The organism is Peterkaempfera podocarpi (assembly GCF_042466665.1).
In the GTDB taxonomy this organism is placed as follows: Bacteria; Actinomycetota; Actinomycetes; order Streptomycetales; family Streptomycetaceae; genus Peterkaempfera; species Peterkaempfera podocarpi.
The window spans coordinates 4359675-4381738 of the sequence record NZ_CP162102.1 but is presented as its reverse complement, the minus strand read 5'-3'; the positions used below and the strand labels follow the sequence as shown (position 1 = coordinate 4381738).

Sequence of the window (22064 nt, the reverse complement as noted above, 5' to 3'; positions counted from 1 at the left end):
ATGCCCGTGGTGCGCGAGTTCACCCTGCCCGATCTGGGCGAGGGACTGACCGGAGCCGAGATCATCCGCTGGCTGGTGGAGGTCGGCGAGGTGGTCGCGGTGGACCAGCCGGTGGTGGAGGTGGAGACGGCCAAGGCCAGCGTCGAGGTGCCCTGCCCCTACGGCGGTGTGGTCACCGCGCGCTTCGGCGCGGTCGGCGAGGAGGTGCCCGTCGGGGCCCCGCTGGTCACCGTGGCGGTGGCCGCCTCCGAGGGCGATGACGACGCCGGAGGGTCCGGCAATGTCCTGGTGGGCTACGGCACGGCGGGCCACTCCGCCGCGCCCCGGCGTCGCCGGGTGCGGCCCGTCCAGACCCGGCCCGCCGCCGTGCCCGCTCCGCAGCCGACCGCACAGCCGGCCCCGCGGCCGGCGCGCAGCGGGCCGCTGCCGGTGATCTCGCCACTGGTCCGCCGGACCGCCCGGGAGCTCGGTGTCGACCTGGCCACGGTCAGCGGCAGCGGTCCGGACGGACTCATCCTGCGCGCCGACGTCACCCGTGCGGCGGCTGCCGTTGTTTCACGTGAAACCTCCGCTGCCGCCCCCGAACCGGCCGTGGCCTGGGACGACGATGTGGTGCCCCTGCGTGGGCTGCGCCGCACGGTGGCCGAGAAGCTCTCCCGCAGCCGTCGGGAGATCCCCGACGCCACCTGCTGGGTGGACGCCGACGCCACCGGACTGCTGGCCCTGAAGGACCAGCTGGCGGCCCGCGCCGCCGCACCCCGGATCGGACTGCTCCCGCTGCTCGCCCGGATCTGCACCGCGGCCCTGGCCCGCCACCCGGACCTGAACGCCAGCGTGGTGACCGAGCCGGACGGCACCCCCACCGGGATCCGCCGCCATCGGGCGGTCCACCTCGGCTTCGCGGCGCAGACGGAGCGTGGCCTGATGGTGCCGGTGGTACGCGACGCCCAGCTGCTGACCACCGAGCAGCTGGCCGCCGAGATGGCCCGGCTGACCGAGGCCGCCCGGACGGGCAGCCTCACCCCGGCGGAGCTCACCGGCGGCACCTTCACCCTCAACAACTACGGCGTCTTCGGCGTCGACGGCTCCACCCCGATCATCAACCACCCGGAGGCCGCGATGCTCGGCGTCGGCCGGATCGCCGCCAAGCCCTGGGTGCACGACGGTGAGCTGGCCGTACGCCAGGTCACCCAGCTCTCCTTCACCTTCGACCACCGGGTCTGCGACGGCGGAACCGCCGGCGGCTTCCTCCGCTTCGTCGCCGACTGCGTGGAGAACCCGGGGGAGCTGCTCAGATATCTCTGACCCCTTCCTGTCTCCGACCCCTTCCACCGGCTGGCGTTGACGTCGGCGTCAAGGTCTACCGTCGACTCGACGGCGCAGCCGGGAGGAGCGGGCCATGCGAATCGGTGAGCTGGCGCAGCGTGCGGGGACATCCACCCGCACGCTGCGGTACTACGAGTCGCGCGGGCTGCTCAGCGCCCGGCGTGCGGTCAACGGGTACCGCGAGTACGACGAGGACGATCTCCGGCTGGTGCGCGAGATCCGCGGGCTGCTGGACTTCGGCTTCGGGCTGGAGGAGACCCGGCCTTTTGTGGAGTGCCTGCGTGCGGGCCATGACGCCGGTGACGCCTGCCCGGCGTCGCTGGAGGTCTACCGCCGCAAGCTAGCCGAGTTGGACTCCTGTATCGCCCGGCTGGAAGGTGTGCGCGAGCAGTTGCGGCACCAGCTGGCCACGGCGGACTCCGCCCGCTCGGTACCCGAGCCCCGGTGCGAGCTGACACCGCACCCGGGTCTGTGACCGGTCACCGGACGAGACAAGGGGAGCAGCAGATGGAGCACGGTCCGGCCACTGACGGCGGCGCGGTGCGCACCGTCACGGATGGAGACTTCGCAGCCGAGGTGTTGGCCGAGGAGCTGCCGGTACTGGTGGAGTTCACCGCGTCGTGGTGCCCGCCGTGCCGGATGCTGGCGCCGGTACTGGCGGACATCGCCCGGGAGGAGGCGGGCCGGCTGCGGGTGGCGGTGCTGGATGTGGATGCCAATCCGGAGACCACGGCGGCGTACGGGGTGCTGTCGATGCCGACGCTGATGGTGTTCCGGGCGGGGGAGCCGGTGCGGTCGATGGTGGGGGCCAGGGCCAAGCGGCGGCTGATGCAGGAAATCGCCGACGTCCTCTGAGGGTGTGACGGCGGGGGCGCTTCCGCGCGAGGGTAGCGCGCCGATGATGCGCGCGCCGGGTAATTCACGCTCTTTGTCGGATGAGCTGAGCTGACATGTAAGGCTGAGGATCGAACGGAATTCTTCCCTTGTTGGCTGGGACGCATTCTGAATTCCGCCGATCAAAAGTGATCAGATTCGAAGAATTGTTTCTGCATTGCGGAGTCGAGGCCGACCATGGAAGCTCTGACGACCGAGCCGGACCAGGGCCGGGGCAGCGCGCGGCACCGGGGGACCGCCGCGCCGGTCCTGGTGCGCGCGGGGGTGGGTTCCACCACGCCCGCAGCGGTACCGGGTATGACGGCAACCGCTGCCCGGGAGTCGCTGACCGTTATCGAGGTCCCGGTGGAGCCCCTCGCAGCAGCGGCATCTGCGCCCCCGCCGCCTGCGCCGGAGGCACCCTTTCCCACACCGCCCACGGCACCGCCGGCTGTGCCCCCACCGCCGGTGCCCGTGTCGGTGACGGCCGTCCCCATCACACTCGCGGCAGCGATGCCCGCGCCGGCACCGCCTGCGCCGGCCGCACCGGTTCCCCCGCCGCCTGCGCCGGCCGCACCGGTTCCCCCGCCGCCTGCGCCGGCCGCACCGGTTCCCCCGCCGCCGGTGCCCGTGGCCGCCGTACTGCTGCCGCCGAAGCCGCCGGCCGCGCCGCGTCCGGCGGCCTACCCCGCAGCCACGTCCCGACCGCCCATCGAGCCGCTGATCACCCGCGCCCCCGGCCTCAACTGGGCAGGGCCGGGCGACCACTGGAGCCGGGCCTGGGGCGTCCCGGAGCCGACCGCGCGTCCCTCCGCGCAGCTGGCCCTGCCCAGTGCGGCTGTCCCGGCGCGCACCCCGGAGAGCCAGGCCGCCGACGACCCCACCCCCGGTGACCTGGAACTGGTCCGTGTCTCCCTGGGCGTCCTGGAACCGGTCGCCGAGCGGGCCACCGCACACTTCTACGCCCTGCTCTTCCTCAACCACCCCGAGCTGCGGTCGCTCTTCCCCGCCGCCATGGACGTCCAGCGCGACCGGCTCTTCCGTGCTCTGCTCGCCGCCGCCCGCAGCGCCGCCGACCCGGCAGCACTCGCCCGGCAGCTGTACCCCGTGGGCCGCAGCCACCGCCGCTACGGGGTCGCCGCGGAGCACTACGGCCCGTTCGGGGAGTGCCTGCTCTCCGCGCTCGCCCGCTACTGCGGCAACCGCTGGGACGCCCGGACGGAGACCGCCTGGCGGCGGGTCTACGGCCTGATCTCCCGCATCATGCGGGGCACCGGCGAGGACACCGCGGCCGGCCCCTCCTGGTGGCAGGCCGAGATCGTCTCCCATGAACAGCGCACCCGGGAGATCGCCGTCGTCACCGTGCGGCCCGACCAGCCCTACCCCTACCGCGCGGGCCAGTACACACCGCTGGAGACCCCCTGGTGGCCCAGGGTGTGGCGGAGCTACTCCATCGCCTGTGCCCCCCGCCCCGACGGTCTGCTCACCTTCCATGTCAAGGCGGTCCCGGCCGGCTGGGTCAGCAATGCGCTGGTGCACCGCGCCCGGCCCGGCGACGTCCTGCGGCTGGGGCCGCCGGAGGGCGGCATGGTGGTGGACCACAACGCCGGCGGCAACCTGCTCTGCCTGGGCGGCGGCACCGGTATCGCTCCGATCAGGGCCCTGGTGGAGGAGGTCGCCGAACAGGGTGCGGGAGACCGGCGGGTCCAGGTCTTCTACGGGGCCCGCCGCAACGAGGAGCTCTATGAGCTGCAGCCGATGCTCAGGCTCTCCCAGCAGCACCCCTGGCTGTCGGTGCACCCGGTGATCTCCGACCAGCGCACCCTGGGCCTTGCCGGGACGCTGCCGGAGGTGGTCGAGGCCCATGGGCCGTGGGACGAGTACGACGCCTATCTCAGTGGTCCGGCGGCCATGGTGCGCCGCGGGGTGGACGCCCTGCTGCGCGCCGGGGTCGCGGGCGAGCGCATCCGCCATGACCTGGGCGCCGCGACCACAGCTTGAACCGGCGGCCTGGCGGACCCGGCCGCCGGCCCCGGTGCCACCGGTGCCGTTGCCGGGGCCGCCGCGCCGGGTCCGCCCCGGTGCGCGGGGTACCGGCCCGGCCGGATCAGGTCAGATCGGAGGCCAGCAGCGCCCGGATGCCCTCGATATTGGCCGCGAGATACGCCCGCAGTGACGGCGGCACCACATTGACCGAGGTCACGCCCTCGCGGGTGAAGGGCAGCCGGACCACCTCGTACTCACCCACCGGGTGATCCATCTCCGGCCCGTGCCGGCGTGCCGGATCCATGGACTCCAGCCGGCAGGCGAAGAAGTGCTGCACCTTGACGCCGTGCGGAGGGGCCGGGGGGCCGTTGCCGGCGGTGGCGTTCCCGGGGTGGTGCTGGGGATGCAGCACCGTGTCCACAAAGGCCGGCACCACATCGCCGACCTTGCCGCCGATCTCCTCGTCGACCTCCCGGTGCAGCGCCTCCACCACGCTGGAGTCGCCGGGGTCCACCCCGCCGCCGGGGGTGACCCAGTACGGCGTGCACCCCGGCCGGGTGCGTTTGATGAGGATGATCGAGGCGGGGCCCGAGGGGTCGGCAGGGTCCAGGTCGAGCACGATGGCGCGGGCGGTGCGCTTCACCACAGGGCGGTGGGCTGTGGAGCCCATGGTCACCTCCGGGCGGCCCCGGTGGACGGGGCGGTTCTGGCTGTGAGCGGCAGCAGTGACGGCTGTTGCCGGGGATTCTGCCGCGCATCGGGGGCGGTGAAACCCCCCCGTGGTGCGGGTCAGGCACGGTGCGCGTACGGTGCGCCGCAGCGCTGCGCACCCGGGACCGCGCGAAGTGCCGCGGGCGGCCGGAGACCCTGGCGGAGCCTCCGGCCGCCCGCGGCAGCCGGTCATCGGAGGGAAGGGTGCTCAGTCGTCGTCGCCGAAGGCGAGGTGCAGGCCCCAGGACACAATGCTGATGATCAGGGCACCCAGCAGGGCGGTCCATACGCCGTCCACATGGAAGTCCAGGCTGAGCCGGCCCGAGGCCCACGAGGTGAGCCAGAGCATCAGCCCGTTGATCACAAAGGTGATCAGCCCCAGGGTGAGGATGAACAGCGGCAGCGACAGCAGCTTCACCACCGGCTTGATGATCCAGTTCACCACCCCGAAGACCAGCGCCACCAGCACCGCGGTCAGCACCTTGTGCCAGGTCGAGCCGCCGGAGAGGGAGATCCCGTCGACAATCCAGGCGGCGACCCAGATGGCTGCCGCGTTGATCAGCGTCTTCACCACAAAGCTCTTCATGGCGGTGATCGTCGCAGCCGCAGGTCCCCGACCGGAAGCCCCATGGCCTGCCGGCTGGTGTTGAATACCCTCCTGTGAAGATCTTCCGACTGGACGACCTGGACGACGAACGCGCCGCCAACCAGGGCGCCTATCTGCGCTTCCTGCGGGAGCGCCATATGTCGGCCGGCCTTTACGCCCTCTCCCCCGGCGACTCCGACACCCAGCGGCCGCACGCCCAGGACGAGATCTACCTGGTGGTGAGCGGACGCGCCTATCTGACGGTCGGCGAGGAGACCGCCACGGTCGCCCGGGGCACCGTCGTCCATGTGCCCGCCGGGGTCCCGCACCGCTTCCACCACATCACCGAGGAACTGCGGGTGCTGGTGGTCTTCTCCCCACCGGAAAGCTGAGGATCATGAGCCTGTCCTTCACCCGGCACCTGTGGGAGGCTGCCGAGCCGACCTACCAGGCCGTTCTTGAGCACCCCTTCCTGGCCGGCCTCACCGACGGCACCCTGCCCCGCCGTGCGTTCCGCCACTTCGTGGTGCAGGACTCGCACTATCTGCGCGACTACGCCCGTGCGCTGGCCGTCTGCGCGGCCAAGGCGTACACCGAGCAGGACGTCCGTGCCTTCGCCGACGATGCGGTGGGCGCGATCGTCGCCGAGCAGGAGATGCACGCCGAGTTCATGGCAGCCCTCGGCTCGGACGCCGCCACCGCCGCTGCCGAACCGGTCCTGCCCACCACCCGCGCGTACACCAGCTATCTGCTGGCCACCGCCCACGGCGGCTCCTTCACCGAGGCCGTCGCCGCGGTGCTGCCCTGCTACTGGATCTACGCCAGGGTCGGCGAGGAACTGCTCGCCAAGTCCTCCCCGGACCCCCTCTACGCACGCTGGATCGCCACCTATGGCGACGAGGCCTACCAGGGCGTGGTGCGGAGGGTGCTCGCACTCACCGACCGGCTCGGGGAGGGGCTCTCGGAAGCGGAGAGGCAGCGCGCGACCGAGCACTTCACCACCACGGCCCGCTATGAGTGGATGTTCTGGGACGCCGCCTGGCGGGGTGAGACCTGGCCCGTCTGAGGGTCCGCCCCCGAGGCCGACAGTCCGCCCCCGAGGCCGGCGGTCAGGGGAATGTCCGGGTCTTCTCGGGGCCGACGACCCTCGTCCCCGTTGCCGCCCGCCCGTACGATCGAGATGTCCACAGCGGACGGGACGCGGCATCGCAGGGGCCGGTCCGAGGGGAGAGAAGGAAACGGACATGGCTGAGTTCTGGAAGTCGCTGCCCGGCTGGGTGCGCAACGTGGTCGTCCCGATCGTGGTGCTGATCGTGGCGTGGAACGTGCTCTGGGCGGTGCTCGGACTGGTCGGCGCCGTCATCGCCTTCGCCTTCAAGGCGCTGATCGTGGTCGGTATCGCCGCCGCCGTGGTGATCCTGGTGAAGAAGGCCGCCAAGGGCTAGCGCCGTCATCGGCCACCCCGACAGACAGCAGGGCGCCCGCACACCCCTCGGAGGGGTGTGCGGGCGCCCTGCTGTCCTGCGGTCAGTCCTGTGCGTCCTCGGACTGGACCGGCACCCGCTGTGCCACCGGAGCGCTGCCCGGCTGCTCCTGGGAGGAGCCCGCCCCGGTGGTGTTCATGCTGCTCAGCAGCTGGCGGGCCAGGCCCAGCCCGGTGCCGCCCATGGTGAGCGCCTTGGCGAACAGCTCGGACATCCCGTCGGCGCCGTTGAGCAGCACCATCTGGTCGACGCTGCCGAACGCCGAGGCGCCCGCCCGGACGATCTCCGGCCAGTTCTCGGCGAGCTGCTGCGCGACCACGGCCTCCTGGTTCTCCGCCAGCGCCGCCGCCCGCGCCTTGATCGCCTCGGCCTCGGCCAGGCCCTTGGCCTTGGCCGCGTCCGCAGCCGCCAGACCCTGTGCCCGGGAGGCCGCCGCCTGGGCCTCACCCGTCGCCCGGGTCGCCTCCGCAGCCGCCAGACCGCGTGCCCTGGTGGCCTCGGCCTCGGCGGCCGCCGCGGTCTTCACCTGGGTCGCCTCGGCGGCCGCCCGCAGCTCCGTCTCCTGGGCCTGTGCCTGCGCCGAGGAGATCCGCGCGTCGCGCTCCGCCTCGGCCAGGGTGCGGGTCTGGTACGCCTGGGCGTCGGCCGGCTTGCGGACGTCCACCTGGAGCTGCTGCTCCCGGCGCTGTGCCTCCAGCTCGGCCACCCGGGTCTCCTGGACCACGACCTCCTGGCGGGACGCGGCCTCCGCCAGCGGGCCTGCCTGCCTGGCCTCAGCTGCGGCCTTGTCCATCTCCGCCTGGTAGCCCGCCTTCTGGATCTCGCTGTTGCGGGTGGCCTCCGCCTTGCGGGCGGCGGCCTCCTGCTCGGCCTCGGTCGCCTGGCGGTCGGCCGCGGCCTGGGCGATCCTGGCGTCCCGCTGGACCGCCGCGGCGTGCGGGGCGGCGAGGTTCTTGATGTAGCCCGTGGGGTCCAGGATCTCCTGGATCTGCAGCGAGTCGATGATCAGGCCGAGCTTCTCCATCTCCGTACCGGACGCCGCCCGGGTCTCCCCGGTCAGCCGCTCCCGGTCGCGGATCATGTTCTCGACGGTCAGCCCGCCCACGATGGAGCGCAGATGGCCGGCGAAGACGTTGTGGACCCGCTGGCCCATCATTTTCTGCTGGTCGAGGAAGCGGCGGGCGGCGTTGGCGATCGACACCATGTCGTCGCCCACCTTGAAGATCACCACACCCTTGACCCGCACCGGGATGCCCTGGCTGGTCACGCACTCCACGTCCAGATCGGCCTCGTTGAGGTCGAGGGAGAGCTTGCGAACCACCTGGATGCCGGGCGTGACCAGCGTTCCCCGGCCGGTGACGATCCGGAACCCCATCCCCTCGCCCAGACCTTCGGTGCGGTGCTTGGAACCGGAGATCACCAGCGCCTCGTTGGGCTCGGCGACCCGCCACATCAGCTTGAAGATCACGATCAGGACCACGAACGCGGCGACGACCGCCGCCGCTCCAATGCCGATGACCATCGGCACATACCCCCTTCGGTCCGTCCGCGAAATGCGGACGGCGACAGACGAGTGTGCGCCGGTGTGCGCGGCTTGGGAAGCCGCCCGGACAAAGTTGGGACGATCTTGATACGGGTTTGGCGCACATTCCCTGAAGATCCCTCACGCATAGGCGCGAGCGACATAAACCGTGCGGGGCGGCTGGTACTCCACCACCACGACGAGCGTGCCCACCTCGATCCGCTCCCCGGGTTCCACCGGGTACGCCAGAAAGGCCTCCGCCCCGCCGCGTACCGGCACCAGCACCTCGCCGACCAGCCCGGGCCCCACCGTGCCGGTCACCCGCCCCTGACGTCCCACCATGCGACCGCCTCCCCTGCCGAAAGGGTACGGGCGCCCCACCACCCCGGACAGCCCCGGACGGCCCCCGCCTCCCGGAGCCACCCGGGCGCCTGCGTCACCGCCACGGCCGGCTGTTCACCGTCGGGTGCCGGTCAGCGCCGCACCCGGTGGCGGGCATGGCCCTGCATCGCCGGGACGGCAGCCGGGGCCGCCGCCGGCGCGGGCACCCGGTCGCGCGCCGCGACGAGCGCCGCCAGCGCCGTGGTCACCGGAACGGATGCCACCAGCCCGATGGAGCCCACCAGGGTCCGTACGATCTCCTCCGCGATGATCTCGCTGGTGGCCACCGTGCTCACGCCCCGCTGGGAGATGGAGAAGAGCAGCAGCAGCGGCAGCGCCGCACCCGCATACGCCATCACCAGGGTGTTCACCGTGGAGGCGATGTGGTCGCGACCGATCCGGATCCCCGCCCGGTAGAGCTGACGGGCCCCCAGTCCGGGGTTGGCGGCACGCAGCTCCCACACGGCCGAGGTCTGGGTGACCGTGACATCGTCGAGCACTCCCAGCGAGCCGATGATCACCCCGGCGAGCAGCAGCCCGTCCAGACGGATGCCCGGATACAGCGAGTGCACCAGGGCGGTCTCGTCCGAGGTGTTGCCGGTCAGCTTGGTCAGCCCTATGAAGACCTCTCCCAGCACCCCGATCAGCGCCAGCGAGGAGAGCGTGCCGATCACCGCCACCGAGGTGCGGGCCGACAGCCCGTGGCACAGATAGAGCGCCACCAGCATGATGGCGCTGCCGCCGACCACCGCCACCAGCAGCGGACTGCGGCCGTGCAGCACCGCGGGCAGGATGAAGAGCGACAGGATCGCAAAGCTGACCACCAGCGCCACCAGCGCCGTCAGCCCGCGCATCCGGCCCACCGCCACCACCGCCACCGCGAACAGCCCGGCCAGCAGCGCCATCGGCACGCCCCGGTCGGCGTCGGTGATGGCATAGCGCAGCTCGGCCGGCGCGTTGGGCGAGTCCGTCAGGATCACCTTGTCACCCACCGCCCAGCGGCCGGCCATGTCCGGTGTCAGGGTCTGCTGGACCGTCCTGCCCGTGTTGGAGCCGCTGGTCAGCCGGACCGACACCCGGGCGCAGACCGCCTTGCCCGCATCGCCCTGGCAGGGGGCGGCGGCCGTGGCGACCACCGTGCCCCGCACCGTCTTCTGGTCGAACCCGACCCCGGCCGCCCCCGCGCTGTGCGGCGGGACGCCGCCCGGCCAGAGCACCACCAGCCCGGCCACCACCGCCACCGCGAACGGCACCAGCACCGCCGCGATCACCCGCCGCAGCCGCGCCGACGCGGGCGCGGCCGGACCGTGGTGATGACCGTGGCCATGGGCGTCGACATGCCGGTGCTCGTCCTGATGTGCCACGGGGACGTCCTTCCAGGGGTGGGGCAGGACCAAGGGAACCACGCGGAGGCCCCCTGGTTCTACGCGCCGCCCGGCCGCTACGGTTGACCGCATCTGATGCAGACGCGGGAGCTCGGAGCACCGGGCTGAGAGGGCACTGACCGCTGTGCCGACCGCAGAACCTGACCGGGTAATGCCGGCGTAGGGAGTAGTGGCTCCGATGAGCACGCACGAAGATCAGCACACGTCTGTCCGCAGCGGGTACCCCACCCCGGCCTGGCACAAGGCCTACCGCACCGGTTCCCGTCCCGACCTGCGGGTCCCCTACCGCGAGGTGCACCTCACCGACGGCCGTACGGTGCCGCTGTACGACACCTCCGGCCCGTACACCGACCCGGCGTACACGGCCGACGTGCGGCGCGGACTGCCTGCGCTGCGCGACCCGTGGATCCGGGAGCGCGGCGATGTCGAGGAGTACCAGGGATGCGAACCCCGCCCCGAGGACGACGGCTCCCGGCACCCCGTGCAGGGTGGCGGGCCGCACGGTCCGGACGCGGTCCTCCCCGGCCGGGGGCGCCGTCCGCTGCGCGCCCGCGGCGGGGCCGCCGTCACCCAGCTCGGCTACGCAAGGCGCGGTGTGGTCACCCCCGAGATGGAGTTCACCGCACTCCGGGAGGGTCTGGCGCCCGAGTTCGTCCGCGACCGGGTCGCCCGCGGCCGCGCCGTCATCCCGGTGAACATCAACCACCCCGAGGTGGAACCGGTGGTCATCGGCACCGACTTCCTGGTGAAGATCAACGCCAATATCGGCAACTCCGCCGTCGCCTCCTCCATCGAGGAGGAGGTGGAGAAGATGGCCTGGGCGACCCGCTGGGGAGCCGACACCGTCATGGACCTCTCCACCGGCCCCGACATCCACGCCACCCGCGAGTGGATCCTGCGCAACTCCCCCGTCCCCGTCGGCACCGTCCCCCTCTACCAGGCCCTGGAGAAGGTCGGCGGCCGTCCCGAGGAGCTCGGCTGGGAGGTCTACCGCGACACCGTGGTCGAGCAGTGCGAGCAGGGCGTCGACTACATGACCGTGCACGCCGGGGTGCTGCTGCGGTACGTCCCGCTGACCGCGCGGCGGAAGACCGGCATCGTCTCCCGCGGCGGCTCCATCATGGCGGCCTGGTGCCTGGCGCACCATCAGGAGAGCTTCCTCTACACCCACTTCGAGGAGCTCTGCGACATCCTCCGGGCCTATGACGTCACCTACTCCCTGGGGGACGGCCTGCGCCCCGGCTCCATCGCCGACGCCAACGACGAGGCCCAGCTCGCCGAGCTGCGCACCCTCGGTGAGCTCGGCCGGGTCGCCCGGCAGCACGATGTGCAGGTGATGATCGAGGGACCGGGACATGTCCCCATGCACCGGATCAGGGAGAACATGGATCTGCAGAAGGAGCTCTGCGACGAGGCCCCCTTCTACACCCTCGGGCCGCTGACCACCGATGTCGCACCCGGCTACGACCACATCACGTCCGGCATCGGCGCCGCCATGATCGCCTGGTGGGGCACCGCGATGCTCTGCTACGTCACTCCCAAGGAACACCTGGGGCTTCCCGACCGGGACGACGTCAGGACCGGCGTGATCACCTACAAGATCGCCGCCCATGCCGCCGACCTCGCCAAGGGCCACCCCGGCGCCCAGGCCTGGGACGACGCCCTCTCCGACGCCCGCTTCGAGTTCCGCTGGGAGGACCAGTTCAATCTGGCCCTCGACCCGGGGACCGCCCGCTCCTTCCATGACGAGACCCTCCCCGCCGCCCCCGCCAAGACGGCCCACTTCTGCTCCATGTGCGGGCCGAAGTTCTGCTCGATGAAGATCAGCAGGAGCATCGCGGAGACCTACCCCGAGATGTCCGCAGAGGCGGGTATGAAGGCGAAGTCGGAGGAGTTCGCCGCCAACGGCAACCGGGTCTACCTCCCGCTCGCGGACTGACCCCGCCCCGCCGTACCGGGCGGCCGGCCGCACCGGCCGGCCGCCCGCGCCCCTCGGCTCACCGCGGGATGGCTTTGGCGGCCATGAGCATCGGCGCACACCCGTAACGCGGCAGCGGGTCTCCCGCGTGTAAGAGGGTGACGTCGGACCACGGAGGGACAGCACTGTGGGAGAACCGCCTGCCGACTACCTGGAGTTCGCCGCAGCACGCAGCGGCCATCTGTTCCGGACGGCATGCCTGCTCACGGGCGACTGGCACCTGGCCGAGGACCTGGTGCAGGAGACCCTGGGCAAGATGTACCGGTCCTGGCGCCGGATCAACCGCCGGGAGTCCCCGGTCGCCTATGCCAACACCGTGCTGGTCCGGACGTTTCTGTCGCACCGACGGAACCGCAGTTCCACCGAGTACCCCAGCGACCGGCTGCCGGACGCCATGGACCGGCCGGACGACCGCGAGCTGCGGCTGACCCTGCTGGAGGGGCTGGCCCGGCTGCCGATCAGAGACCGGGCGGTGCTGGTGCTCCGCTACTGGGAGGACCGCTCCGTGGAGGAGACCGCCCAGGTCCTGGACCTCTCGGCCGGAGCGGTGCGCGCCCAGTGCCTGCGCGCCCTGCGGAGACTGCGCACGCTGCTGGGCGACCAGCTTTCAGACCTTGCCGCGCACTGACTACGGAGAGCCACGAATGTCGCATGACGAGGAGTTCGAGCGCCGGTTGCCGGCCGCGCTGGACAGTGTGCTGGGGGAGTTCAGCCCGCCCCCACCCGACCTGGCCTACGCCGGGGCCGCACGGGGACAGCGGATGCGCAGGGCCCGGGCTGCCCGGATCGGCGGAGCGGTCACCGTCACCGCACTGGCCGCCCTGGGCGGAACCCTGCTGACCGGGAACACCCAGGCGTCCCCCGCATCCACACCCGGGCCCGCCCGGTTGGAGCAGTCGACCGCCGTCCGGTCCACACAGACGCCGACACCGGCGCCGCTGAGCGGCACGGAGGTACTCGGCATCATGGAGCGGCTGCTCCCGGGGCGGCAAGGTGTCGCAGGCCTCCGGGCGGGGCCCGGCCGACGGCCTGCCCGGCGGATACCAGGCCGACCTGACCTGGACCGGCTCCCGGGGGACCGCCGCCGTCGACCTGTCCGTCCAGCAGCGGGATCCGCAGGACGGCCCCGCCGGATGCCTGCCGGTGCAGGTCCGCCCGTACGACCACTGCACCGTGAAAACCCTGGCGGACGGCTCGGTGCTGGTCACCACCGAGTCGTTCACCTACCCCAGCGACAACCACGGCCAGCGCCGCTGGTACGCCACCCTCACCACACCGTCGCACGCCGAGCTCTCCGTGGAGGAGTTCGCCGGCGGCGCGGAGAAGGCGGTCACCGGAAACGCCGAACCGGCGCTGACCATGGCCCAGTTGACCTCTGTCATCACCAGTCATGACTGGCAGCGCGTCATCAGGACGCTGCCCGCACCCGTCCGCCACCAGCCTCTCCCGGAGCCCAGCGACTCCGTCCCGGGGACGAAGATGGTCGAGACCCTGACCCAGTTGCTGCCCTCGGGCGGCAAGCTGACCGACAAGAACGCCGGACCGGGGTCGGTGGAGCTCTCCTACAACGACGGCGGGGGCCGCTCCCTGGTCCAGGTGCAGGTCAGCAGCAAGAGCGAGCTGACCGGTGACTGGTACGACTGCTCCCGGGTGACGACCGGGACCTGCTCCGTGCACACCCTCTCCGACGGCACCAAGGTGCTGCTCACCGAGGGGCCCGACGAGAAGACCGGCACAACCGTGGTCAGACAGGCGGATGTGCTGCGCCCCGACGGCCGGCGGGTGGCCGCCCTGGTCTGCAACTCCTACAGCCAGGGCGGCCCGGTGACCCGTCCGAAGCCTGCGCTCACCCTGGAGCAGCTCCAGCAGATCGCACTCAGCCCTCGCTGGACGGCGTCGCGATGACATCCGCGACGGCACAGGCGATGTTGTCCGGTCCGCCGTGGCCGTTGGCCAGGTCGACCAGGTGCTGGGCAGCCTCCTCGGGGTCGGCGATCGAGGTGAGGACGGTGTGCAGCTCGGTCTCGGCGGCGACCGCGGAGAGACCGTCGGAGCAGAGCAGATAGCGGTCACCGGGACGGGCCTCGTGCAATGAGAGGTCGGCCTGCGGTGCACCGTTGCCGAACAGTGCGCGGATCAGCAGCGCGCGCTGCGGATGTGAGGCCGCCTCCTCGGGGGTGAGGCGGCCTTCGTCCACCAGCGACTGCACATGGGTGTGGTCATGGGTGATCCTGAACAGCTCGCCGTCGCGCAGCAGATAGGCGCGGGTGTCGCCGATGTGCACCAGCGCCAGCTGGGAGCCCGACCACAGCATGGCGGTGAGTGTGGTGCCCAGCCCCTCCAGTGAGGGGTCGGATTCCAGCAGGCTGCGCAGTTCGCCGTCGGCGTGCTGCACGGCCTGTTCCAGCGCGTTGAGCAGATTTCCCGCGGGCAGCTCGGCGTCGAACGGCTTCAGCGCGTCGATGGCCGCCGCGCTGGCGAGCCCGCCGCGGTCGCCCGCGCCGTCGGCCACGGCGACCAGCCTGTGCCCGGCATGGACGGAGTCCTGGTTGCCCTGCCTGACCAGCCCCGGGTGGGAGCGGGCGGCGAAGCGGACGGTGAGCGGGGTTGTGGCATCGGACATGGCGGTGGTCCTTCCCGACAGATGGTCGACGAGGAAGGTGGCCAGCCGCTCCCGGGCCGCGATGTCGGCCCGCACCTGCGCCCAGTAGGCGGTGACCTCGTCCGCCGCGGCGGCGGGATCCAGGTCGCACACCGTACGGATACGGGCCAGCGGCATGCCCAGCCGCCGCAGCCACGCCACCAGTCGGGCCCGCTCCAGCTGGTCCGGCCGGTAGAACCGGTAGCCGGAGGCGGGGTCGACCCGGGCGGGCGGCAGCAGACCGAGGTCGTCGTAGAGGCGCAGCGCCTTCGGCGACAGCCGGGACTCCCTGGCGAAGGCGCCGATGGTCAGCAGCTCCATGTCCACCCTCCTCGTGCCGGGCGGGACCGCCCGGCATCGATGATGCTCGGGTCTGCCCCAGGGGGAAGGTCAACCGCACTGCCCAGAAGGGTCCGGCCCGCCCCTCATGGAGGGCAGTACGGAGCTCGCGGGCCCCGGGCGGGGGCGTGGCTGAGCGCCCCGCGGCCGGCGGGGCGCTCAGGAGCGGGGGGCGTCCGGCCCGTCGTAGTTGGGGCTGGTGAAGTCGGGGGAGCCGAAGCCGGGGCGGGAGTAGTCGGGGGAGGTGAAGGCGGAGCGTCCGTTGCCGGTGGGGGCCCGCTCCGGGCCGGGGCTGGTGAATCCGGGGCTGGTGTAGCCGAGGCGGGGGCGCTGGCGCACCAGATTGACGCCCGCGCCGGCAGTGGCCACCGCGGGTTCGACCGGGTCCGCGGTGAGCACGGAGTGGAGGTAGGGGAGCATGCCGTGCTCCTTCAGCGCGGCCTTCCACTCCTCCCGGGCGTGCGCCAGCTCGGCGTAGAGCCGGGGGTCCAGGCCGTCGGGGGGAGCGGAGCCGTCCCGCAGTGCCGTGAGCAGCAGGCCGATGATGCCCGCGACCATGGCGACGGCGCCCACCGCGAGGGCCACCCAGCCGGCGGTGACCAGCGAGTGGGCGAACATCAGATGCGGATTCGCGGTGTGCAGGCCATAGCCGAGCACCAGGAAGATCAGCGCTGCCGCCCAGGCCAGGATCGGTGCCAGCACGGTGAGCGCGGGGATGGCACCGGCGCGGGTCTCCGCGGCGAGCTGCGCGGCGGCACTGAGGCTCGGTCCCTCACCGCGCTCGCTCTGCCGGCCGGCTGCGGCGGTGCGGATGCGGTCGCGCAGCGCGGTGTAGCGGGCATAGTCGTCGGCGGCCGCGGCGGCGATGACCGGGGCCGCCGCCAGCGCTTTGGTGCGCAGCTGCTCGGCGTTCAGGCGGGCGGCCGGAGTGTTGAGCGCCTGGCGTACGGTCTCGTCGCGAAGCGCCTCGTCCAGGACCCGTTCGAAGTCCGGTCGGTCGTCGGGTCGCAGGTGCGGAGCGGTGTTCATCTGGCCCCCGATTGCTCCGTCAGGGAGAAGTGATGGTCCGTCCGCCGGGGCGGCCGTCACAGCGGGGAACCGCTGCTGATGCGGGCCGGTTGCGGGCTGTCGGCCGGGTGGGTGGGTCGGTGTGCAGCCGGTGGCCTCGACGGTTGTCTTGATGGTAGGACCGGGGACTGACAGCGTGACAGTCCGTTTCAGGAACTTAAGCCCGGATCAAGCGGAGTCAGTGATTTCGGTTGGGTGGACGGGCCGCGGCGGGGTCCCGCCGCGGCGGCTGCCGCCGCACCGTACCGGTCTCACCCCAGGGGCAGTCGGGCCACCAGCAGCTTGCCCTCCATGGTGACACCGCCGTCCATGGCGACGGCGAGGTCGTCGGCGTACACATGGGGTCCGGTCACGACGCGTGAGGCGTGGCCGTCCTCGCTGTGGGCGTCGCCGGTGAGGTACGGGATGGGGCTGTGGCCGTGGACGACCCGGTGGCCGCCGTAGGCGTCGAGGAGCTCGCCGACGGATGCGGGGCCGGTGTCGCCGCGGAAGGCGAACCGCTTGGTGAACCGGCGGAAGCAGTCCCACCACTCGGCGGCGTCGTCGGAGGCGAGCACCTGGTGGACGGTGTCGTTGACCTCGTCGATGGAGCCGCCGTACTCCAGATAGGCGGTGGTGTCGGAGTGCAGCAGCAGATGGCCGTCCTCCACCGCCACGGCGGGCAGCCGGGCGAGCCAGCTGATGTGGTGCGGCTCCAGACGGTCCATGTCCTGCTGCTGGCCGCCGTTCAGCCGCCAGGCGGCGAGGAAGGAGGCGGTGCCGGCGGTGGACTGGACCGGCTCGTCGGCCCAGCGGTGGGCACCCAGCAGCAGCAGCTCGTGATTGCCCATCAGCGCGCGGCAGTAGCCGCCGGCCGCGGCCGCCTCGGCGGCGAGCTGCATCACCAGGTCGATGACGCCGATGCCGTCGGGACCGCGGTCGGTGAAGTCGCCGAGGAACCAGATCCGGGAACGGCCGGCCGACCAGTGGCCCTCCGCGTCGACCAGACCCTGCTCACGGAGGGCGTCGCGCAGCTCGTCCAGATAGCCGTGGACGTCGCCCACCACATAGAGCGGGCCCACGGGCTGGTCCGGATCGGGGTCGGGCACGGCGGCGACGGCACCCGCCGGCTCGGCGGGGGACGGCGTGGCGACGGGGGCGCCGAGATCCAGGGTGGGCGGATCCTGTGCGACCAGGTGGACGTCCTGCGCCGCCTGGACGGCCGCCTCCTCGAACCAGCCGCGGGCGACCTGCGGACCGGGCCCGCCGGACTGCGCGTCGAGGCCGGGCCACGACTGCTGCGGACCACCGTGGAGGCCGCCCTCATGCCCGTACGACCCGGGGTCGACGGCCATGCGGGCGCGGGGGCCTGACTCCGGCAGCTCAGGCCCGGGGAAGCGGTCCTCGGGTGTCATCCGCCCATCATAGGAAGACCGATCTCCCGGCGTCCGCACCTGGGCCGCATCCGATGCGGCAGGCTTGCGGCGCGGGCCCGCCGCTGCCCCGGTTTGTCCGGTGCGGGTGGATGTCGGGCGCCGGCCGGGCAGGGCCCCACGGCCCGTCCGGGTCCGGTCCGGTCCGGCCTGCACCGACGCTCACCGCCCCCGGGCAGCTGATGCATTCGGCCGGGGCCGGGGAAGCGGGGGCGCCGCGGCGGAGCCGGCCGTGCCGGGGGTTGCAGGACACGGCCGACCGCACCGCAGGGCGGCTGCACCGGGGGACGTCCCGCACCCTGGGCGGGGTGGCGGTCAGCCCCCGTCCGGCGTACGGGGAGGGCTGACGGTGGTGCGCGGATGGCGGCGCTGCGAGGAGGCCCGCACGATCAGCTCGGTGGGCATCAGCCGTCCGGGCGGCGGCTCGGCTCCGGGGGCGAGCCGCCGCCCGGACGGCTGGCACCCCACCCCCTCGATGGCGTCGATCAGCAGGTTGACGACGGTGGTGCCGATGTTGCGCGGCTTGAGGGAGAGCGTGGTGATGGGCGGCTCGGTGGTGGCGTACACATCGCTCTCGCTGCAGCACACCAGCAGCAGATCCTCCGGGACGCGCAGCCCGTAGCGGCGGGCGGCGGCCAGCAGATCGGTGCCGTTGGGGTCGAAGAGGCCGTAGACCGCGTCGGGCCGGTCGGGCCGGGCCAGCAACCGGTCGGCGGCGACGGCGCCCGCGGCGGGGTCGTGGGCCGGGTAGGTCTCGTGCACGGGCTCCTGGTCGACCCGGGCGCACCAGGAGAGATAGGCCTCGGTGGAGAGTCGGGTGTAGGTGTCGGTACTGGTCCCGGTGAGCAGTCCGATACGGCGGGCGCCGGCCTCGGAGAGATGTTCCAGGATGCCGAGCACGGCGGCCTCGTGGTCGTTGTCCACCCAGGCGGTGACGGGGCAGTTGCCGGGCTTTCCGTCGCTGACCACGGGCACGCCCTGGCGGTGCAGCTCGGCGACCACCGGGTCGTGGTCCGCCGGGTCGATCACCACGGTGCCGTCCAGGGCGACATTGCCCCAGACGTCGTGCCGGGACGAGGCGGGCAGCACCACCAGCGCATAGCCGCGGCTGAGCGCGGCGGAGGTGGCGGCCCGTGCCATCTCCGCGAAGTAGGCGAACTCGGTGAAGGTGAACGGCTCCTCGCCGTAGGTGGTCACCGTGAGGCCGAGCAGGCCGGAGCGGCCGGTGCGCAGCGTGCGGGCCGCGGCGGACGGGCGGTAGCCCAGGCGCTCTGCGACCTCGCGCACCCGGCTGCGGGTCTCGTCGGGGAGGCGGCCCTTGCCGTTGAGGGCATCGGAGACGGTGGTGATCGACACTCCGGCCGCGGCCGCAACGTCCCGGATGCCGGCCCGTTCCAGCCGCCGCGGACTGGTGGGCCGACGGCCGCTCTGGTTGGCTGCTGCTGTCATGGCGAACCGATGGTATGGCGCATGGCGACCCGCTGTGACCGCCCTGTCACAGACTTCCGGAGATACGTTTCCATGAGCGCCAAGGCCTTTTCCCCTTGGAAGCGCATCCCCGTACCGTGGGTTCCCTCTGACATGTGCCGTTGCACCGGCGGAGGATGCGGTGTCCTCGGCTGGGGGCGCCGGAATATCTCACCTGCACGGGTGAATTCCGCGCAGGCGGCTCGTAAGGTGTTTCCCGACCGTACGGTCGGGTGTGGACGAGTGAGTGGAGGACACGACGGTGAGCGGCACGGCTGCGCAGGGCCCCCGGCTTCGGTCGGTGCTGGCGGGCATTCCCACCTACAAGCCGGGACGCCCGGCCTCCGGCGCGGAGGGTGCACCTGCCTACAAGCTCTCCTCCAACGAGAACCCCTACGACCCGCTGCCCGGCGTCCTGGACGCGGTCGCCGGGACGGCGGCCACGCTCAACCGCTACCCGGACATGGCCTGCAGCGGCCTCACCGCGGAGCTCGCCCAGCGGTTCGGAGTGCCCCCGGAGCACATCGCCACCGGAACCGGCTCGGTCGGCGTCGCCCAGCAGCTGCTCCAGTCCACGGCAGGGCCCGGCGACGAGGTGGTGTACGCCTGGCGCTCCTTCGAGGCGTACCCGATCATCACGCAGATCAGCGGCGCCACGGCCGTCCAGGTGCCGTTGACGCCCGGCGAGGTGCACGACCTGGATGCGATGGCCGCCGCCGTCAACGAGCGGACCAGGCTGGTCTTCGTCTGCAACCCCAACAACCCCACCGGCACCGTGGTCCGCCGGGCCGAGCTGGAGCGCTTCCTCGACCGGGTGCCCGCGGATGTGCTGGTGGTGCTGGACGAGGCCTACCGCGAGTTCATCCGCGACGAGACGGTGCCGGACGGCGTCGACCTCTACCGCGACCGGCCCAACGTCTGTGTGCTGCGCACCTTCTCCAAGGCATACGGCCTGGCCGGGCTGCGGGTGGGCTTTGCGATCGCCCATGAGCCGGTGGCGGCCGCGCTGCGCAAGACGGCGGTGCCCTTCGGGGTCAGCCAGCTTGCCCAGGACGCCGCGGTGGCGTCGCTGCGGGCCGAGGAGGCGCTGCTGGCCCGGGTGGAGTCCCTGGTGCAGGAGCGCACCCGGGTGGCCGACACCCTGGCCGGCCAGGGCTGGACGGTGCCGGAGTCGCAGGCCAACTTTGTCTGGCTGCGGCTCGGCGACCGCACCATGGACTTCGCCGCCGCCTGCGAGCAGGCAGGCGTCGTGGTGCGGCCGTTCGCCGGTGAGGGCGTACGGGTGACCATCGGGGAGACCGCGGCCAACGACCTCTTCCTGCATGCGGCGGAGGGCTTCCGCAAGGAGCTCTGACCCGCACGCAGCGCCAGGGCAGTGGCCCGCACCGGGACACCGGTGCGGGCCACTGCCCTGTCCGGCCGGCGGCAGCGGCGACTCCCGGGGGCCGGGGCGCTTCCTGGGAGTCGTCCGCACATTGCGGATCTCAGACTGCCTTCATCCTTTACCCAGGACTTCGTTCATGGGTGTCCGGCACGTTGACGCCCATGAAGGTGCTCCCTCGGCGGCGCAGAGCCGTCCTGTTGAACTCCCTGCTAGGTGTGGTGCTCCTGGCGGGTGGTGGCCTGGCGTACGCCGGTGCCCACGATGACACCGCATCCTCCGGGCGTTCCGGTCAGACCCGTACGGCGACTGTGGCCAAGGGCATGGTGCTGGCGACGGTGTCCGGTTCGGGCACTCTGGCGTCGCCGACCGATGCCGGGGTGGACTTTGTCACCGGCGGCACGCTGACTTCGGTCAAGGTGGGGGTGGGTGACAAGGTCACCAAGGGCCAGGTGCTTGCGAAGGTCTCCACCACGGACGCCCAGGCGAAGGTGGATGCCGCGGAGGCGGCGCTGAACACGGCGGAGGCGTCGCTCACCAAGGCTCAGGCGGGAGAGACCGTCACCACCACAGGTGGCGGCGGCTCCGGTGCGGACGGTGGCCAGTCCACGGCCACCAGCACCACCAAGGTGGATGCCGCGCAGGTGGCGCAGGCCGAGCAGCAGGTGACCGAGGCCGAAACCACCCTCTCCGACGCTGAGGACGCGCTGGCCGGCACGGTGCTGAAGGCGCCGGTCGGCGGCACGGTCGCCTCGGTGGGCGGCAAGGTCGGCGACACCGTCTCCGGGACGGGTTCCTCGTCCTCGGGTACGGGCCAGGGCGGGTCGAGCGGCAGCGGTTCTTCGTCCTCGTCCTCTTCGTCGTCGTCGTCGAGTGCGCCGTCGGGTTTTGTGGTGATCACCAATCCGTCGGGGATGCAGGTGGATGCGTCGTTCTCGGAGTCGGATGCGTTGAAGGTCAAGAAGGGTCAGGCTGCGACGGTCACGTTGAATGCGCAGTCGGATACGCAGTTGAATGCGAAGGTGCTGTCGATCAGTTCGCTTCCGACGAGTAGTGGGAGCGGGAGTGGGAGTGGTTCGGGCAGTGCGGTGCAGTATGCGGCGAAGTTGCAGATCACCAGTGACACGAGTGCGTTGCGTACGGGGATGAGTGCGACGGTGTCGGTGGTGACGGGTGAGGCGGACAACGCTCTGTATGTGCCGACCAATGCGGTGTCGGGTACGGGGGCGTCGCGGACGGCGACGGTGGTGAAGGACGACGGGAGTACGGAGCGTCGGACGGTGCAGGTCGGTATCGAGGGTGATTCCTCGGTGCAGATCTCCTCGGGTCTGTCCTCGGGTGAGAAGGTCGAGTTGACCTCCACGACCACCTCCGGCAGCAATGGCTTCCCGGGTGGTGCCTTCCCGGGCGCGGGCGGTTTTGGTGCCGGCGGCGCCGGCATTGGTGGCGCGGGTCTCGGCGGCGGCGCCCGTGCGGGCGGAGGTGGCCGCGGGTGACGCCGCACAAGCAGCCGAGGGCACGATC

At 72.1% G+C, this 22064-nt stretch carries 22 protein-coding genes and 1 riboswitch; of the genes, 12 read left to right on the top strand and 10 right to left on the bottom strand.

The annotated features are described in order from the left end of the window. The 4 genes from AB0761_RS19205 (at window position 1) to AB0761_RS19190 (ending at window position 4200) form a co-directional block, all read left to right on the top strand. On the top strand, window positions 1-1305 hold the full coding sequence (locus AB0761_RS19205) for a dihydrolipoamide acetyltransferase family protein (protein ID WP_377270300.1): 1305 nt from the start codon (window positions 1-3) through the stop codon (window positions 1303-1305). A gap of 94 nt (window positions 1306-1399) precedes the next feature. Beyond that, a complete protein-coding gene (locus AB0761_RS19200) occupies window positions 1400-1801 on the top strand; it encodes a MerR family transcriptional regulator (RefSeq protein ID WP_377270299.1) in 402 nt (133 codons plus the stop codon). 32 nt (window positions 1802-1833) lie between these two features. Then, window positions 1834-2181, top strand: a complete 348-nt coding sequence (trxA, locus tag AB0761_RS19195) for a thioredoxin (protein ID WP_377270298.1) — start codon at window positions 1834-1836, stop codon at window positions 2179-2181. Between the two features lie 648 nt (window positions 2182-2829). Then, a complete protein-coding gene (locus AB0761_RS19190) occupies window positions 2830-4200 on the top strand; it encodes a globin domain-containing protein (RefSeq protein WP_377270297.1) in 1371 nt (456 codons plus the stop codon). Between the two features lie 106 nt (window positions 4201-4306). Here the strand turns inward: AB0761_RS19190 and AB0761_RS19185 are convergent, their stop codons facing one another. Together AB0761_RS19185 and AB0761_RS19180 are read right to left on the bottom strand one after the other, a co-directional pair. Then, window positions 4307-4855, bottom strand: a complete 549-nt coding sequence (locus AB0761_RS19185; protein ID WP_377270296.1) for an NUDIX domain-containing protein — start codon at window positions 4853-4855, stop codon at window positions 4307-4309. A gap of 249 nt (window positions 4856-5104) precedes the next feature. Further along, a complete protein-coding gene (locus AB0761_RS19180) occupies window positions 5105-5482 on the bottom strand; it encodes a phage holin family protein (protein WP_377270295.1) in 378 nt (125 codons plus the stop codon). 74 nt (window positions 5483-5556) lie between these two features. Here AB0761_RS19180 and AB0761_RS19175 point away from each other — a divergent pair, with 74 nt between their 5' ends. The 3 genes from AB0761_RS19175 (at window position 5557) to AB0761_RS19165 (ending at window position 6927) form a co-directional block, all read left to right on the top strand. Then, window positions 5557-5874, top strand: a complete 318-nt coding sequence (locus tag AB0761_RS19175) for a cupin domain-containing protein (protein ID WP_377270294.1) — start codon at window positions 5557-5559, stop codon at window positions 5872-5874. 5 nt (window positions 5875-5879) lie between these two features. Then, window positions 5880-6548, top strand: coding sequence for a thiaminase II (tenA, locus tag AB0761_RS19170; protein ID WP_377270293.1), 669 nt, complete (start codon window positions 5880-5882; stop codon window positions 6546-6548). Window positions 6549-6726: 178 nt separating this feature from the next. Further along, window positions 6727-6927, top strand: coding sequence for a DUF5326 family protein (locus AB0761_RS19165; protein WP_377270292.1), 201 nt, complete (start codon window positions 6727-6729; stop codon window positions 6925-6927). A gap of 82 nt (window positions 6928-7009) precedes the next feature. On the opposite strand, the gene AB0761_RS19160 is transcribed toward AB0761_RS19165, so the two are convergent. From AB0761_RS19160 to AB0761_RS19150, 3 genes are all read right to left on the bottom strand, one after another. After that, on the bottom strand, window positions 7010-8494 hold the full coding sequence (locus tag AB0761_RS19160; protein WP_377270291.1) for an SPFH domain-containing protein: 1485 nt from the start codon (window positions 8492-8494) through the stop codon (window positions 7010-7012). A 135-nt stretch (window positions 8495-8629) separates the two neighbouring features. Then, on the bottom strand, window positions 8630-8830 hold the full coding sequence (locus AB0761_RS19155; RefSeq protein ID WP_377270290.1) for a hypothetical protein: 201 nt from the start codon (window positions 8828-8830) through the stop codon (window positions 8630-8632). Between the two features lie 131 nt (window positions 8831-8961). After that, window positions 8962-10326, bottom strand: coding sequence for a YibE/F family protein (locus tag AB0761_RS19150; RefSeq protein ID WP_377270289.1), 1365 nt, complete (start codon window positions 10324-10326; stop codon window positions 8962-8964). Window position 10327: 1 nt separating this feature from the next. Next, window positions 10328-10437: riboswitch (TPP riboswitch) on the top strand. Between AB0761_RS19150 and thiC the strand changes: the two genes are divergently transcribed. Both thiC and AB0761_RS19140 read left to right on the top strand, forming a co-directional pair. After that, window positions 10433-12193 carry a phosphomethylpyrimidine synthase ThiC gene (gene thiC, locus AB0761_RS19145; RefSeq protein ID WP_377270288.1) on the top strand — a complete coding sequence of 587 codons (1761 nt, stop codon included), beginning with the start codon at window positions 10433-10435 and terminating at the stop codon, window positions 12191-12193. Its footprint overlaps the riboswitch before it by 5 nt. Before the next feature lie 166 nt (window positions 12194-12359). Next, window positions 12360-12860 carry a SigE family RNA polymerase sigma factor gene (locus tag AB0761_RS19140; protein ID WP_377270287.1) on the top strand — a complete coding sequence of 167 codons (501 nt, stop codon included), beginning with the start codon at window positions 12360-12362 and terminating at the stop codon, window positions 12858-12860. Between the two features lie 105 nt (window positions 12861-12965). On the opposite strand, the gene AB0761_RS19135 is transcribed toward AB0761_RS19140, so the two are convergent. After that, window positions 12966-13199, bottom strand: coding sequence for a hypothetical protein (locus tag AB0761_RS19135; protein WP_377270286.1), 234 nt, complete (start codon window positions 13197-13199; stop codon window positions 12966-12968). Window positions 13200-13225: 26 nt separating this feature from the next. Between AB0761_RS19135 and AB0761_RS19130 the strand changes: the two genes are divergently transcribed. After that, a complete protein-coding gene (locus AB0761_RS19130; protein ID WP_377270285.1) occupies window positions 13226-14137 on the top strand; it encodes a hypothetical protein in 912 nt (303 codons plus the stop codon). Here AB0761_RS19130 and AB0761_RS19125 read toward each other — a convergent pair. The 4 genes from AB0761_RS19125 to AB0761_RS19110 all read right to left on the bottom strand — a co-directional run bounded on the left by AB0761_RS19125 (window position 14109) and on the right by AB0761_RS19110 (window position 19141). Then, a complete protein-coding gene (locus AB0761_RS19125) occupies window positions 14109-15194 on the bottom strand; it encodes a MerR family transcriptional regulator (RefSeq protein ID WP_377270284.1) in 1086 nt (361 codons plus the stop codon). The genes AB0761_RS19130 and AB0761_RS19125 overlap by 29 nt on opposite strands. Window positions 15195-15371: 177 nt before the next feature. Beyond that, a complete protein-coding gene (locus tag AB0761_RS19120; protein ID WP_377270283.1) occupies window positions 15372-16241 on the bottom strand; it encodes a hypothetical protein in 870 nt (289 codons plus the stop codon). A 290-nt stretch (window positions 16242-16531) separates the two neighbouring features. Then, the gene (locus tag AB0761_RS19115; RefSeq protein WP_377270282.1) at window positions 16532-17674 is read right to left on the bottom strand and encodes a metallophosphoesterase; all 1143 of its coding nucleotides are present in this window, start codon (window positions 17672-17674) and stop codon (window positions 16532-16534) included. A 333-nt stretch (window positions 17675-18007) separates the two neighbouring features. Further along, window positions 18008-19141, bottom strand: a complete 1134-nt coding sequence (locus tag AB0761_RS19110) for a LacI family DNA-binding transcriptional regulator (RefSeq protein ID WP_377270281.1) — start codon at window positions 19139-19141, stop codon at window positions 18008-18010. 280 nt (window positions 19142-19421) lie between these two features. Between AB0761_RS19110 and hisC the strand changes: the two genes are divergently transcribed. Both hisC and AB0761_RS19100 read left to right on the top strand, forming a co-directional pair. Then, on the top strand, window positions 19422-20513 hold the full coding sequence (hisC, locus tag AB0761_RS19105) for a histidinol-phosphate transaminase (RefSeq protein WP_377270280.1): 1092 nt from the start codon (window positions 19422-19424) through the stop codon (window positions 20511-20513). Between the two features lie 191 nt (window positions 20514-20704). Then, window positions 20705-22036 carry an efflux RND transporter periplasmic adaptor subunit gene (locus tag AB0761_RS19100; protein ID WP_377270279.1) on the top strand — a complete coding sequence of 444 codons (1332 nt, stop codon included), beginning with the start codon at window positions 20705-20707 and terminating at the stop codon, window positions 22034-22036. Window positions 22037-22064 lie beyond the last annotated feature (28 nt).